General features: G+C 65.0%; 9 protein-coding genes. 1 reads left to right on the top strand and 8 read right to left on the bottom strand.

What is annotated here, in order from left to right:
* The 8 genes from BCY88_RS29340 to BCY88_RS29305 form a co-directional block, all read right to left on the bottom strand.
* On the bottom strand, window positions 1-1,278 hold the full coding sequence (locus BCY88_RS29340; RefSeq protein ID WP_120347666.1) for an alginate O-acetyltransferase AlgX-related protein: 1,278 nt from the start codon (window positions 1,276-1,278) through the stop codon (window positions 1-3).
* The gene (locus BCY88_RS29335; protein ID WP_120347665.1) at window positions 1,278-2,306 is read right to left on the bottom strand and encodes an alginate O-acetyltransferase AlgX-related protein; all 1,029 of its coding nucleotides are present in this window, start codon (window positions 2,304-2,306) and stop codon (window positions 1,278-1,280) included. Before BCY88_RS29335 ends, BCY88_RS29340 begins: the two co-directional genes overlap by 1 nt.
* A 133-nt stretch (window positions 2,307-2,439) precedes the next feature.
* Entirely contained in the window at window positions 2,440-3,141 is a 702-nt protein-coding gene (locus BCY88_RS29330) for an alginate O-acetyltransferase AlgF (protein ID WP_120347664.1), read from the bottom strand.
* A 15-nt stretch (window positions 3,142-3,156) separates the two neighbouring features.
* On the bottom strand, window positions 3,157-5,745 hold the full coding sequence (locus tag BCY88_RS29325) for a bacteriophage N4 adsorption protein A (RefSeq protein WP_120347663.1): 2,589 nt from the start codon (window positions 5,743-5,745) through the stop codon (window positions 3,157-3,159).
* A complete protein-coding gene (locus BCY88_RS29320) occupies window positions 5,742-7,955 on the bottom strand; it encodes a glycosyl transferase family protein (protein ID WP_120347662.1) in 2,214 nt (737 codons plus the stop codon). The genes BCY88_RS29325 and BCY88_RS29320 overlap by 4 nt, the downstream gene beginning before the upstream one ends.
* Window positions 7,952-10,156: a cellulose biosynthesis cyclic di-GMP-binding regulatory protein BcsB gene (locus BCY88_RS29315; protein ID WP_259461547.1), complete on the bottom strand. Its 2,205-nt coding sequence runs from the start codon at window positions 10,154-10,156 to the stop codon at window positions 7,952-7,954. Before BCY88_RS29315 ends, BCY88_RS29320 begins: the two co-directional genes overlap by 4 nt.
* Window positions 10,157-10,304: 148 nt before the next feature.
* Window positions 10,305-11,498 carry a non-hydrolyzing UDP-N-acetylglucosamine 2-epimerase gene (gene wecB, locus BCY88_RS29310; RefSeq protein WP_120347660.1) on the bottom strand — a complete coding sequence of 398 codons (1,194 nt, stop codon included), beginning with the start codon at window positions 11,496-11,498 and terminating at the stop codon, window positions 10,305-10,307.
* 542 nt (window positions 11,499-12,040) lie between these two features.
* A complete protein-coding gene (locus BCY88_RS29305; protein WP_120347659.1) occupies window positions 12,041-12,538 on the bottom strand; it encodes a 2-thiouracil desulfurase family protein in 498 nt (165 codons plus the stop codon).
* A gap of 1,097 nt (window positions 12,539-13,635) precedes the next feature.
* Here BCY88_RS29305 and BCY88_RS29295 point away from each other — a divergent pair.
* Window positions 13,636-14,751 (top strand): IS3 family transposase gene (locus BCY88_RS29295; RefSeq protein WP_220669656.1). Its coding sequence is split into 2 segments (ribosomal slippage), with 1,117 coding nucleotides annotated over them: window positions 13,636-13,894 and window positions 13,894-14,751; the frame shifts between segments, so codons are not numbered across the junction. This gene is flagged as partial in the annotation.

The following is a 14,751-nucleotide window of genomic DNA, read 5'->3' as shown; positions in this document are numbered from 1 at the left end:
TCAGTCCTGCTTGGCCGGTGCGGCAATGGGGGTGACAGGCACCGCGGCGTTGGCGGCGGTTGCCCCGGCAGGCGCCGACGCCGACGCATCCACCGGCATCGACAGCGCGTCTTCCGACATTTCCCAGATCACCACGCGCACGCTCTTTGGCCACGTGGCGCGCGCTTGCCAGACCGCCTGCAACGCGCGATCGAACTGGCCGTCGTCGAGGCTGACGTTCCAGACTTCGCGGCCGAGCTGCTCGCCGAGACGTTCGGCAAACGCGCTGCGGCGCGAGAACGAGCTGCCTGCGAGCAGCACGTCGGCGGCCGGGCCGTCGTCGAGCAGGCCGCCGCTGCGTTGGGCCTGCAAGGTTTCCTCCGCGACGATATCGGGCGCCGGCCGCCAGGCGTTGGGCACGTCGTTCAAGTTCGCCAGCGTCAGCAGATCGCCGACGCGCGGCGCCGCTTGCGCTATTGCATGCGTGAATTTTGTCTCGCCGGGCTTGCCGAGCAAAGGCAACACCGCGGCGCCGACCACCTGGGCGGCGGCTTGCGCGCCTTGCGCATTCCAGTGCACGTCGGTGCGGAAAAACGCCGGACGCGCGGCCTGCAGCGCCGGCAGCAATTCGACGTGCGCAACCTTGCTCGCGCTCAGCGCGCGGTTCCAGACGTTCAGACGCTGTGTCATCCGTGCATCCTGACGCAGGCCGCACAGCGCCTCGCTTTCCGCGCGCGCCTTGTCGGGCACCGTCACGACGACCAGTTGAATCCCGGCGCCGCGCAGTGCGTCCGCGTAACGGTGCAGCGTGGCGATGCGCGCATCGGTCAACGCATCGCCACCGTCGGCGCGCTCAACGGGATCATGTCCGGCCTGCACGGGTGCGCGCAGACCGTCCGCATAGAACAGCCAGCCGGGACAGCCTTCGCGCACCTCGTGCCCGAGGTCGCCGAACAGCCGGTAGCGCGCCGCCGCCTGCCAGCGATGCAGCGACCGCGCGTACGGCACGTCGATTGCGCGATCGAGGCTGTGGCCGAGGCTGCCGTCGCGCCAGCCATGCAAATCGAACGACGCGCCGTTGCGCGACTGCATGACGAGCGATGCGACCGCGCCGGCGCAACCGAACCCAAGCAGCAGCGCGATCAGCCACGCAATACGCCGATGCGCGCGCGCGAGTGACGGCGCGAACTCAGGCGCCGCTGCCGCGTGGCCATGCACGGCATCACTGTCTCTCGCCGGCGTGCCTGCCGCCGGGCGAGCGGCCTCGCGCTCCGCCGTGCGTCCGACTGACTCGCTCATCAGGCGATTGCCTTGGTGAGGCGCGCGAGAAACACGTCGTCGGCCATCACCGATGCCGCGTCCCATTGGCCAGCCGCGCCCGGCAGATTCATCATCTGCCCTTCGTTGAATTGCCAGACGATCGCTTGCGGCGGATTGGCCTTGAACTCCGGCGATTCCAGATAGTTGAGCAGCGTCTTCCATGGACCGGTGTCGCCGAAGGTCCAGGTCAAACCGACCTGGCGATCGATTGCGTTCGAGAGCTTTTGCGGAAAACCGAGGTACGGCTGAACCATGCTGTTGCCGACCACCTGCACGACCGGCGGCCCGCTGTCGACGAGCCCCGGCGAGGCCACCACCGTACGCACGATGAAGTGATCCTTGCCGACCGCTTTCTTGCGCTCCGGCGACAGCAAGGCCGCGAGGTCGCCGTAGCGGACTTCCTCGTTCCACGTGCCGAGCCGGCTGCCCGCACCGGCCGCGCCCTTCAGCGGGCCGGCCGCGAGCAGGCGTTCGGCGACGCGCGCCGCGACCGCTTCGGCGGAATGGCCGCTCCAGTGATAGTCGGCACGAATGTACTTTTCCTGTGCCGGATCGACCGCGGCGATCGCGGCGTCGCCATCGACCATCTGCACACCGAGCGAATCGGCCCGCGCGCGAATCGCGGCGTAGCGGCCCGCGACACCCGTGGACAGCGCGGTGCCGTCCGGCAGATTTTGCGGACACGAACGGGCTTTGAGCGGTGCAATCGCGATCACGCTGCGAATGCCGCGGGCCGAGAGCTTGTCCGTCGCCTGATGAATCAGATCGACGGCTTTCAGACAGGCGGGCGTCGCATCGTCGGTGAGGCTTTCCCAGCCGGGATAGAGCCACAGATTGCGGCCTTCGATCACGCTGGTCGAGGCCGCGGCGGCAGCGCGGCGCGGCAGCAGCGACAGCGCGCCGCCAAGCGGCGCCGCGGCCAGTGCGAGCAGCAAACGGCGGCGTGCGCGGTCGAGCGGTTGCGGCTGGGCAGATGCCTGGATGAACGAACGGCTGGAATCGGTCATTGTGTTGGGTCCCCGTGATTTATATGAAGCGCGTGATGCAGGTACAGCCGGTGCAGCGGCAAGCGAAGCGGCAGACGAACCGCGCGCGATGAATCCCCGCACGCGCGGCAAACCGCTTGCGAACGCGCTGCGATCAATTGGCGGCCGGCGGCCACGCGAGCGCGTCGCGCGCGCCGCTCAACACCGGCTTTGCGGCATCGCCGGTGACGAACAGGCTGTAGCTGTCGCCGGCAGCGAGGGCCGGCAACGGCAGCGCCGCACTGGCCGCCGCACCGCACTGCCCCACCAGCTTCGCGCTGACCGGATTGATGGCGCGCGCGTCCTGCGCGCCCGCGGCCACCTGCGCGAACACCGTCGGACCGTTGCCGTCCACACCGATCTTCGCGCTGCAACCGGACGCGAAATTGAACGCACGCAAGGTCGCCTTCAAACCGTCAACGCGCTCATAGCGGCCAACGATCCGCGCCGCATGCCACCCCTTCGCGTCACGGCGCAGCGCGACGGTGACAGCGTCGCCCGCGCTGGTTGCTCCACCAGCCGCCGCATCGGCCACGACCTTGCCGTCGGCCGTAACACGCACAGGCGTGCCCGGCGTGAGGACGCTGAAGCGTGTGACCGCGCCCGGCGCAAGTGTCTGCGGCGCTTCGCTGCCGGCGAGCGCGACGCGCACCGCTTGCGACGACGCGTTCAACACGCGCAGATACGACGCGTTGGCGGGCGGTTGCGGTCCATACAGACTCGCGACGTCGTCCGCTGCCGCGTGCGCCATGCCTGCCGACAGCAGCGCCACCAGGAGAACTGCAACCCTCGAATTAGTCAGCTTATTTTTTTTCATTTGAGTCGTCCGGATTCAATACGAGTAGATCGCGCCGAAGAACACGCCGCGCGCGCGATCGTCGCCGCTAATCTTCCAGCGGTACTGCACCGACAGATCGACATACGAGCGCGGTGAGTCGTATTTGCTGTCGCGAAACCAGTAGCGCGTCGAAATCCCCACCCCGGCGCCGAGCGGAATGCTGTGATCGATGCTTGAGTCGTAGTCCGCGCCGATCACCGCATACGGGAACACGGTCCACTTCGGGCTGTAGCGATCCATGCGGTAGGTGCGGCCCAGTTCGAGATTGGTGGTCGCGTAGACTGACCCCGCGTTCAGATAGGCCCCCGTCTCGGCATAGATCTGCGCGGTCCACCACGACGGCACGTCGACTCGCCGCTCGATGCCGTAGCCGCCCGAATACGCGAGCCGCGCCAGCCAGTCCGGATTGACCTGTGAGCCGATCGGAATGATCCGTTCGAAGGCGACGATCGCGTCAATCTGCGAGAACGGCTTGGCACGCGCGCCGACGGTGGCCTGCAAGGTATCCACACCGCTCGCACCGCCGTTCTTCACGCCGAAACTCTCATAGCCACGCGCGTAGAGCTCGAACATCCGGTCGCCGAGACTGCCGAATGGACGCCAGTAGGCTTCCACGCCGGCCTGCCAGTTGTTCGACGTGCCCGGTGTCGGCGAAGACGCGTAACCCGGCTGCATGCCCGCGCCGCGATAGTTGAGCGACGCGTCGAAGCCCCAGTTGCGGGTGGCCTCGGCGTGCGCGCTGCGCATCTCGTTCAGTTGCGCCGGGGTGGCCGGCGTTGCGTCTTCGCCCGGTTTGGCGCTCGCGTCGATCGCGCGTTCGAAGTACTGCGCGGCTTCGCGGTTGCGGTATGCGTTCACGGCTGCGTAGCCGGCGTCGGCGTAGGCGCTGGCCGGCATCGTGCCGGCCTTGTCGGCCATGCTGAAGCGCTGGTACGCGACCTTGTTGTTGCCGGCCCGTTGTGCGATGTACGCGGCGGTCATGTCAGGCATCGCGTCGAGCATGCCGGCGTCGATCATCTTTTGCGCTTCGCGCGATGCCGCCGAGTCGTTGCCCGCCGTGCTGAGCGCGTTGATCAACTCGACCCGGTGCTGCGGATCGTCCGGCGCGGCTTTGACCGCTTCACTGGCGTAGCCGACCGCGCCGGTTTTGTCGTTCGCGGCCGCAGCGGCGGCCGCGGCTCGCGCCGCCGCGAAACCGCGATCGGCGGCGTACACGTCGCAGCTCGCGCCAAACTGATCGACCACACAGTCGATCACCGGACGGCGCGCGGGGTCGATCTGCGTGGCGGGAACAAGTGACGCGCCTGGCGTCGTCGATGTAACCGATGTAGCCGACGCAGCTGAAGTGGCCGTTGCCGCCGTCGCGTTCACGCCATTCGCCCCGGGCGCCGGCGTCTGCGCCAGCAAGCGCCGCGCCTGCGCGCGCCGCAGCGCGATCGGCGGATCGGTGTCGTCCGCATTCATCTTGAGCGGCACGAGCAGATCGAGCGCGCGCTGCGGCTGCCCTTCAGCGATCCAGGCATCGGCGATGATCACGCGCGCCACGCGCTGGTTGCGCTGGGTTGCATCGTTGGCCTGCAGCGCCTTGGCGAAGTCCGCCTCGGCCTCCGCCGTCCTGCCCTGCGCGGCCAGCACGTAGCCACGCAGCGTGAGCGGCATGATTTCCGTGTCGTCGGCGGCAATGGCGTCGCTTGCCGCCGCTTGCACGCCGGGCAGATCGTTCGCGGCGAACAGCACGTCCATCAGCTGAATCCGGTAGCCGACCTGATCCGGCGCATAGGCCACCGTCTCACGCGCGAGCGCGGCGGCCTGCGCATAGTCGCCCTTCCTGAACGCCTCATAGGACGCCGCGGAAGACTTCGGTGCCAGCCGGTTGCCGATGAAGCTGCGCCGCAAGCGCAGTTCGTCGCTGTCGCCAAAGCGCTTGCTTGCGTCGAGATCGGCGTTCCATGCTTCGGTATCCTGACCGGCCGCGCTCGCCGCGTCGATCAGCAACAGGCGCAGGCGCAGCAGGTCCGGACGCAGTGAAATCGCCTCGTTGGCGTACTTGACCGTACCCGTGAAATCCTTCGCCGCATAGGCCTTGTAGGCTTGCTGCGCGGCGCTCAACGCGGCGCCGGTCAGCGCGTCCGGGTCGCTGGGCTGCTGGCGGCCCGCGCGTGCCACCGAGCGGGTCGAGACGTTCAGCGCGTCGATCTGTTTGCGACGCGAGACCAGCGCCGGATCGCGGCCAAGCTGCGCGATCGCATCGCCGAGCGAGCGGCTTGCCTCGCCATAGCGGCGAAGCGCTGCGAGCGAGTTGGCAAGCAGCACTCGCAACGACACAACGTCGGGGCGCTGACGGATCGCTTCGCGCGAGCGCGCGACCGCACCGGCGTAATCGCCGCGCTCGTAGTCGGCGTACGCGGCCTGCGCCACCCGGTAGGCGGCGCCGCTCAAGGGCAGCGCATTCTGTCCGGCAGGCGCCGGCTGCGGCGCGGACGCCGTGTTCTGCGCATAGGCTGCCGCGCTGCTCAGGCACAACGCGCCCGTCATGGTTGCGGCGGCAACGGCACGCAAGCTGAAGAAAAATGATTCGCTCATTCGGATGCCGCCAGAGCGCCCTGCAGGCGGCGCTGTTGCTGGATTACGTTCTCGAGTGCGGCACGCGAGATCACGCCGCGCGCCACCATGTAGTCGCCGATACGGCCGTGCCGATCGGGGCGGTAGTCCTGCATGGCCGCTTCGAAGGCTTCGCGGCGCACGTGGCCATTCTCGATCAGCAGATCGCCGATCAGCGGCACGCTGCGTGCCGGCACAGAAGCAACGCCGTCGCCCGCCACGGCACCGGCTGAAGCACCTTCCACCGCGCCCCCTCGTTCTGCCTCGCCTGCCGGCGTCGCGCTCCCGACACCGCGCAACACACGCAGGCCCGCTGCGATCTCGCCCTCACGGACGATCTGCTGAACAACCGTTCCCTTGATCATCCCGCTCAATTCCGCGACCACCGTGTCGGCAAGCGGACTCGCGGTCAGCAAAATCGTGTGGCCCGCCGCGGCGTCAAACTGCGGCAAGACCCGGTGGCGCACGATCGCATCGAGCGGCAAGCGCTCGGCGTCGTCCTTGATGCGTTCGAGCAAGACGCGCCCACGCGGCAGATCCGACTGGAAGGCAATCGCTTCCGCAAGAGTTTCCTCGTCGAGCCAGCCCTTGGCCATCAGCACGCGGCCAAGCGGCGCCTCACGCGCATGGCTTTCGCCGAGCGCCAGTTCGAGCTTGTCCGGATCGATGGCTTGCCAGGACACAAGCAGTTCGCCCAGACGCTGGCGGCGATTGTTGAAGCCGTCAGCGGAGGGGAAGTCGTGCATGGTCTTGTCCCATGCCAGACGCTTGCCGGTTACGAGGTGCGTGAGAAACATCTTCCACGCCCGCGATACGGCCATGAAATTGATGAAGTTGCCCACCACCATGCGCGGCACGGACAGCACGCCGTGTTCCCAGCCGTACAGGCGGGTCACGAAATAGATCCGCTGCGTCACGCGTAACAGCAGCGCGCAACCGTTGGCCCACAGCAGGGCTTGCAGCCACGGCGAATCGGAGAACGGCGAAGCGATCAGATCCGGCATCCAGCCAAGCAGATCGGCCCCGGCGAACAGCAGGAACTGAATCACCAGCCCGTACGCGATGATGCCGACGAACGCGGTGACGATGCCCTTGCGGTCACGAAACAGCAGATAGCGATTGGCAAACGAGCCGGTCCAGCCAGTCTGCTTCCAGCCTTGCAAGCCAATGCCGAGCGTCCAGCGCGCACGCTGCCGGTAAGCAGTGCGGAAGGTATCGGGGAAGAACTCGCGCACGCACAGCGGCATCGTCACCGTGATGTCGCGCTCCTTGCCAAGGCCAAACCATGCCTTGCGGCGCGTCGCGAATTGCACGGGAAAGCGCGCGAAAATTGACTGCATGCCCATCTTGCCCAGTCGCGCGCCGACGTCGTAATCCTCGGTCAGGCTTTCGGTATTGAACGGCTGATTATCGGTTTCGGCGATCAGCGCGAGCAGCGCGCGCCGCGAGAAACACGTGCCCACCCCCGCGGACGGCACCGCGCCCACCAGGCTCTCGCGCACCACCAGATCCTTCGCGTGCCATTCGGCGAACTCGTCCATGTAGGTGCCGGCCACGAGTTCGAACCAGTTGCGCTCCAGCGAGGCAACCGGCAACTGGATCATGTCCTTGCGCGGCAGCAGGTAATTGAAAAAGCGCAGCTCGAGCGGATGCAGCACGTCTTCGCTATCGTGCAGCACGACGCCCGCGAACTCGATGTCCGCTTCACTCTCGTACTTGAAAATCGCCTGAATCACCCAGTTCAGACAGTCGGCCTTGCAGGTCGGACCGTCGTGCGGCACTTCCACGCGACGCAGCTGTTTGTAGCGGCGCCGCATCCGTTCGACTTCGGCGATGGTCTGCGGATCGTTCTGATAGGTGCCGACGAACACCACGTAGTTGCGGTAGTCCATCACCCGCACCATGTCTTCGATCATCGCCGCGACCACGTCGTACTCGTGCCATGCGGGCACCATGATCGCGATCGGCTGCTCGTCGCGCTCGTACAACTGCAGGCTGGTGAGCGGCTTGTGGGCGCGCTGCACCGTGAAGTGGCGATAGATCGTGCGGGTCCAGTACCAGATGTCGATGAACAGATCGTCGATGCTGGAGAGCAGAATGACGAACGCCACCAGCGCCGCGACGTATTCGAGCCCCAGGTAGTAGTGGGCTACCGCGTAGCCCGCATACCATTTGATCAGCGCGATGCTCACGACCTGTCCTTATTCCTGCGGCGCGCCACGTTGGCACCCAGCAGCAATACGATCAGCAAGCCGACGAGGCCAGCCGGGACGCCCCAGCGCACCCAGTTCTGCATGAACCACGGACCTTGCGCGTCTTCCGCATCGAGCACTTCGCCCGGATGACGCGTATCGAACTGGCGCAGCGTGCCGCTGCCGTCGACGATCGCAACGTCGCCGCGCGAAAGTTGCAACGACGCCGGCAAGACCGCGGCCGTGTCGCCCACCGTGCGATACACAATGCCCGGGACGTTGCCCGACTTCACCGCTTCGATCACGCCGACCCGGTTCAGGCCCGACACGTCCGCGAGAATCTTGCCTGATGCGTCGGTCAGCGAAAGGCGGTCTTTCGACAGACGCGCGAGGCTCTTCTCATCGGCGAGCGTGACGTCGGCCGCGAGGAAGGCGCCCTTCGGGTTCACCGCTTCGCCATCACGGGCCACGCTGAAAGTCGCACCCGTCGGCGAGATGCCGCTCGCGTTCGCGAGTCGCGCAACGCGCGGCAGAGCCTGGGTGGGGTCGTTCAGGTACGCGGCCGGCACGAGCACATTCGCTTCCGATGCGAAACGCGCCACCATGCCGGTGAAATCGTCGCTCATCGTGGCGCTCGCGAGCGTCAGATGACTGCTCGGCAACACGGCGATCGGATGACCCTGGCCGCGCGGCTGGCAGCCGCCTTCCGGCTGACGCTGGAACACCACGCGCAGCAGATTGTTCGGCGCGAGCGCGTAATGCGGCACGCGCGCGGTGATGCGCTGCGGCTTGCCGTTGGCGTTCAGCAGTTGCGAGCCGATCAGCACGTCGTTGAAATAGATCGAGGCGGTCTGCGCGGTGTTGTTCAGCGTCGGCGACGCGGCCACGTCGAGGACCACGCTGCCCGGCAGTTTGCCGTTGCCCGACACCGTGCCCAGATCGAAATTCGCGTCCCAGGTGGCGCGGCCTTGCACGTCGAGCGTGCGCGGCTGGCCGCCCAGCAGGGACAGCGCGATTTCGTCGCCACGCGTGTTCGGCGCGGTATCGATCTGATGCACGACGAGACGGCTCGTCACGTCGATCGGACGCCACGTGCGCGCGAGGATCGCGACACCGTCGTTGTCGCCGACCACGATCGCGGTTTGACCGCCGAGGTGGGCAAGGCGCACTTCGCCCGAAACGAGCGGCTTCGCAATCGGATCGATCGCGCGGGCGCGCCATGCGTCGAACGCGTCGGCAGCGCCGGGCGCCGCGCTCACAACCTGTTCGCGCAACGCATCGAGCGTTGTCTTCAGCGTGTTGCGCAGCGTGTCGTCGGCGACGATCACGTCCGGCGCGAATGCCGCGCGCGGCGTCAGCGCGATCAAGGCGCCCGCTTCCGCCGGATTCGCCAGCTTGTGCGAACCGCCCGCGGCCAGCGCGGCAAACGCCGGAATCGCGCGCAACGGCGCCGGCACCTCGATATCGCTCAGATCGACCGTGTCGCCCGCCGTCGGCCATGTCCGCGTCACCGGCGTGCGGCCCTCGCGTTGCAGCAGCGCTTCGACGCGCCAGCCTGCATCGAACGCCGGGGCGGCCACACTCCGCGCACCGAGCATCACCACGGGTTTGGTCGGCAACGCGCCCCACGCGCTGCGCAGATCGACGATCGCGTCAGGATCGTAGCGATAGGTCAGCCGCGACGTCGGCGCAATGCGCCAGACATTGCCGATCGCGGTCTGATCGCTACACACGTTATCGTTCAGCACCGACGACCAGTCGAGACCCACGCGCACGAAACCGCTCGGCCGCGCCGCGCCGTCCACGCCGAGATTCGCGGAAGCGTCGCCCTGATCCTGCGCCGGGCTGCGCGAGAGTACCGGCGAGCCGTCGAGCGACACCAGCATGGTCGTGCGCCCGCCGTTGCCGCGCAGATAGCTGCCGTCGATCTGCAAGGCCGCATCGCTCAATGGCACACCGGCCGGCACCGGCAGATACAGTTCCTGACGACCCTCCGGCGCACGCAGCACGACCGGATCGCGCATGCCCAGTTCAGCCAGCGACACCGTGCGCGTCGCGAGCCGGCCGCTGCCGAGCTGCGCGAAGCTGCCGGCGACGTCGGCCGGCTGTTGGGCATAGGCCGTCGACGCAAGCAACAGCAGCGCGGCAAGGACCTTCAGATGGGGGCGCGCGAGGCGGCGCATGGGCGAATGGGTGGTCACGTTATCTTGTCTCGAAATTAGAGCGCAAACGGTGAGGCCGATTCGCGCTGCATGGATTGTCTGGAACTGCGATTCCGCATGTAGCAGGCAGCCTTGCCGGAGGCTTTGCCGGCGCGTCTGATCGACGCGCCGCCCGCGAGCTTTCGCGCTACAGTGCGCGCATATCTGGTGCGTGTGCAACCTGAGCAGCCGCGCCGACGCCGCCGCTCACGAACTCGTCGAATGGGCGTCCGGTCAGCGCCGCGACGATCCGTTGCGAGGCATGGCCATCGCCGTACGGATTGACGCGCTGCGCAAAATCGTCGCGCTCGCCTGCGTTTTCGAGCAAGCCGGTCACCGCGCGCACGATCGCTTCGCGCTCCGTGCCGACGAGGCGCACCGTGCCGGCCGCCACTGCTTCCGGACGCTCGGTCACGTCGCGCATCACCAGCACCGGCTTGCCGAGCGCGGGCGCTTCTTCCTGCACGCCGCCCGAGTCGGTGAGAATGATCGACGCGCGCTGCATCAGACGCACGAAACCGAGGTAGTCCAGCGGCTCGATCAGATGAACGTTGCGCGCCGTGCCGAGGGTTTCCTGCACCGGGCCGCGCACATTCGGATTCAGGTGGACCGGATAGACGATCTGCACCGTGTTGGTTTTCGCGAGCTCGGCGAGCGCCGCGCAGATATTCGCGAAGCCCGCGCCGAAGCTCTCACGGCGATGGCCCGTGACGAGCAGCACGGGCAGCGCGCCGTCGAGGAACGGCAGGCGCGCGTCGAGTTCGGCGCGCAATGCCGCGTCATTGTCGATGCGCGCGGTGGTGAGATTCAATGCGTCGATCACCGTGTTGCCGGTGACGATGATCTTGCCGTGCAGCGCTTCGTGCGCGAGGTTCGCTTTCGAGCTCGCGGTGGGCGCGAACATCAGATCGCTCATCACGTCGACCACACGGCGGTTCATCTCTTCTGGCCACGGCTGCATCAGATTGCCGGTACGCAGCCCCGCTTCGACGTGCCCGATGGGAATGCGCCGGTGGAACGAAGCCAGCGCCGCCGCGCACGCCGTGGTCGTATCGCCGTGTACCAGCACGCGATCGGGCTGCACGGCCGCGAGTACCTCGTCGAGCGATGCAATGAGGCGTGAAGCCAGACCGTTGAGTGTCTGGTTGCCGGTCATCAGGGCGAGATTGTGATGCGGTTCGATCTGAAACAGCTCGAGCACCTGATCGAGCATCTGCTGATGCTGCCCCGTGACGCAAACAATCGACTCGATGCCGGCATCGGCTTCCAGTTGTTTGACCAACGGCGCCATTTTGATGGCTTCCGGCCGTGTGCCGAAAATCGACAGAATCCTCATTGGCATATGTCCCGCATCTCTCTCAAATGTTTTATTGGCGGCAGGCAATGCGGAGCACGCGTTAATATCGCGCGCTCATATTTACCGATCTGACTTGCCCGTAGCCGATAATTACCGGCGATTCCCATCTGCGCAGGAAACCATTCGATCGGATGCAATTACTGCCCACTGGATTCACGCGAGCATCGTTTGAACGATTGGCCATTGACGGTGAATCGACGCGCATTCTAGCGCGTATCTCCAGCAATTCTACAACGGATTTTCCCTGAACCCGCCTTCAAGGCATCGGCTTACGAGCCTGAAGCCGCGATTTTTGCCGACGAAGCCGGGTGATTAAAGGAACGCAAACGTTTTCCAAATAGTTATGGGAACGTTAAATTCAGATCAATCATTTTCAGATTTTGTAAATGTCAAATCTGAATTAACAATTTCCCCATTTCACTTCTTCAATTTGAATTTCCCGCTGATTAAGGCTGCGCAAACGTTACCGCCGGATTCGGATATCCGAGGCAATATCACCAATTGTCAGCCCGAATTGACAGTGCGTCTCATTTGTGGGATTCGCGTTCGATTTCCGCGGCCAGTTCGGCGATCTGCGATTCCGCGAACACGCGGATGCCGTGTTGTTGCAACAACGCGACAGTGACGCCGGTGGCCGGATGGGTTTGGCCGTTGAACGCGCCGGTGTAGATGAAGGTGCTGCCGCAGGAGGGGCTGCCGTCGGCGAGCAATGCATAGCGGCAGTTTTCTGCCTTCGCGCGGTTTAGCGCATGCTGGGCGCCGGCGATGAAGAGCGCGGTGACGTCCGCGCCGGTGTTGTCGTTAATGGTGGCGTGGTGAGCCAGGACGTCGGCGCCGGTGCGGCGCAGTTGTATTTCGGCCGGCGGCCGTGGGGTCGGGAAGCCGGCGGCCACTTCGGGGCAAACGGTGACGAGGCGGCCTTCGTCGCGCCAGTGGGCCAGCCATGTATCATGGGTGGTTTTGGCTTTGCCGTTATAGCGGACTGGGTGGCCGACGAGGCAGGCGCTGACCAGGATCTTCAGCATGAGAGTTGGGGTTCGGGTTGGTTTTTGCCCTGCGGGCTGCCTTTGGGGGTGGGGGGATTGTAATGGGGTTTGGTTGGTTGTTTGTTTTTTGCTTTGGGTTTTTTTCATTCCGTTAGAGATGCTTAGCTTTTTCCTTCGGTGGTGATGCTGTCGGATTGCTTGCTCGGTACTTTGCTGATCTGTTTGCCTACGGCGTTTGGTCTTTTCTTGCTCTGGTCTCTTTGGTCTTTCGTTGCTTTGTTTGTGGTCTGGTTTGGATGTGCTCTTTATGGTGTTGGCCTTTCCTTGTTCTGACTGCTTTGGCCTTTCCTTGAATTGTTATTGGTCTATTAGCGTTGCCCCTGTGCGGGGCGGCACTTACTTTCTTTGCCGCCGCAAAGAAAGATAAGCAAAGAAAGCGGCTCACACCGCCAGCTCATAAGCGGGTCCCCCGCACAGCCACGGTAGTGGTGCATCTGGAATCTGTGTTCTCGCACACTCCGCGTTAGCGACACAGGGCTCATTCGCTCCCACTCCGCACTGCGTGCGTCGCGGACGGGTCTGCATGGGAAACCAGGGGCTTCGCTTCGCGTCGCGGGGGCCATCGGCTTCGCCTCGGCGAGATGCTCCCGCTCTTATTGGCGAATCCCACTTCAAATGAAATGCCGATGCGGCGCATTCGTTGCGCGGCGNGCGGGGGCCATCGGCTTCGCCTCGGCGAGATGCTCCCGCTCTTATTGGCGAATCCCACTTCAAATGAAATGCCGATGCGGCGCATTCGTTGCGCGGCGGCGGTCGTGCCCGCGCGATGATGAACAACGAGTCAGGGTCCTGGATAAACCGTGAGCGCGAACGCTTGGCGGGCGGTGTTTGAACTGCGCGTCGGCGCGCGCAGCGCCGCCGGAAGTATGACTCCCTTGTCACTAGCGCCGAATGTGCGAGAACACAGATTCCAGATGCACCACTACCGTGGCTGTGCGGGGGACCCGCTTATGAGCTGGCGGTGTGAGCCGCTTTCTTTGCTTATCTTTCTTTGCGGCGGCAAAGAAAGTAAGTGTGTAGTGGTCCAATGGTCCTGGACACCTCTAAAGGGGATAATTCTCCAACTGAGGTGAGAGATGAGCAGACGGAACATAACTGACGAATTCAAGGCTGAAGCGGTGCAACTGGTGGTTGCCCAGGGCTATTCATTCTCCAAGGCCTGTGAGGCGCTGGGCGTAGGAGACACGGCCTTGCGGCGATGGGTTGCGCAGTGGCGGGCCGAACAGGCTGAGCCGCCGCGCACTGAGATTCAGGTCAAGGCCGACCAGCGACGCATCCGGGAACTGGAGGCGCGGGTGATCGAGCTCGAAAGGGAGCGCGAGATCCTAAAAAAGTCCACGGCCTTCTTCGTCAAGGAAATGGATCGCTCATCGAAGTGATCCATTCGCTGAAGAAGGCCTGGCCGGTGAGCGTGATGTGCGAGCTGCTGAAGGTGCCTCGAAGCAGCTATTACGCCGTTTCCACACGGCCCGCCAGAGTTGCTGCTGCGCCCGCGCTGCTCAAGGCGGTGCGCGAAATTCACGGCGAAAGCCGCGCCAGCTATGGCAGTCGCAGAATGGCTCAGGCCTTGCAGCAGCGAGGCCACGCGATCGGGCGTTACCGTGCCCGATCGCTGATGCGCGAGGCACAACTGGCGGTGGCGCGACGACGAACGCACCGTTATCGCAAGACTGACGGTGAAGCGCTGGTGGCTCCCAACCTGCTTGAGCGTCGGTTCGAGCCGTCGTCGATCAATCAGGTATGGGCGGGCGATATTACGTACGTGAGAACGCTTCAGGGCTGGTCCTATCTGGCCATCGTGATGGATCTGTATTCACGCCGTATCGTCGGCTGGGCGTTTGCGCAACTGCCCGATACGGTACTGGTTATCAGGGCTTTGCAGCAGGCGCGCGAGCATCGACGGCCGCCACCGGGCCTGATGTTCCACTCGGATCAGGGATGCCAGTACACCAGCGCGCACTTCGTGAACGAGCTGAAGGCAAACGGCATCATCCAGAGCATGAGCAGAAAGGGGAACTGCTGGGATAACGCGCCGGTGGAGCGCTTCTTTAGAAGTCTCAAAAGCGAATGGATCGACGATAAAGGGTACCCCGACCACGCATATGCGGAACGCGACATCGGGGCCTACATCGACGACTTTTATAACTACAGGCGCATCCATTCAGCGGCAGACGGTCTGCCACCGGCACGAT

Origin of the sequence: Paraburkholderia fungorum (genome assembly GCF_003610895.1) — a bacterium.
In the GTDB taxonomy this organism is placed as follows: domain Bacteria; phylum Pseudomonadota; class Gammaproteobacteria; order Burkholderiales; family Burkholderiaceae; genus Paraburkholderia; species Paraburkholderia fungorum_B.
Note: the sequence above shows the minus strand (reverse complement) of the source record. Positions and strands in the feature narration are given on the sequence as shown.

What these genes read in the sequence shown, in the direction of transcription:
- BCY88_RS29340 (WP_120347666.1), bottom strand. Translation starts at nt 1,278, where the DNA reads ATGAGCGAGTCAGTCGGACGCACGGCGGAGCGCGAGGCCGCTCGCCCG.
- BCY88_RS29335 (WP_120347665.1), bottom strand. Translation starts at nt 2,306, where the DNA reads ATGACCGATTCCAGCCGTTCGTTCATCCAGGCATCTGCCCAGCCGCAA.
- BCY88_RS29330 (WP_120347664.1), bottom strand. Translation starts at nt 3,141, where the DNA reads ATGAAAAAAAATAAGCTGACTAATTCGAGGGTTGCAGTTCTCCTGGTG.
- BCY88_RS29325 (WP_120347663.1), bottom strand. Translation starts at nt 5,745, where the DNA reads ATGAGCGAATCATTTTTCTTCAGCTTGCGTGCCGTTGCCGCCGCAACC.
- wecB (WP_120347660.1), bottom strand. Translation starts at nt 11,498, where the DNA reads ATGCCAATGAGGATTCTGTCGATTTTCGGCACACGGCCGGAAGCCATC.
- BCY88_RS29305 (WP_120347659.1), bottom strand. Translation starts at nt 12,538, where the DNA reads ATGCTGAAGATCCTGGTCAGCGCCTGCCTCGTCGGCCACCCAGTCCGC.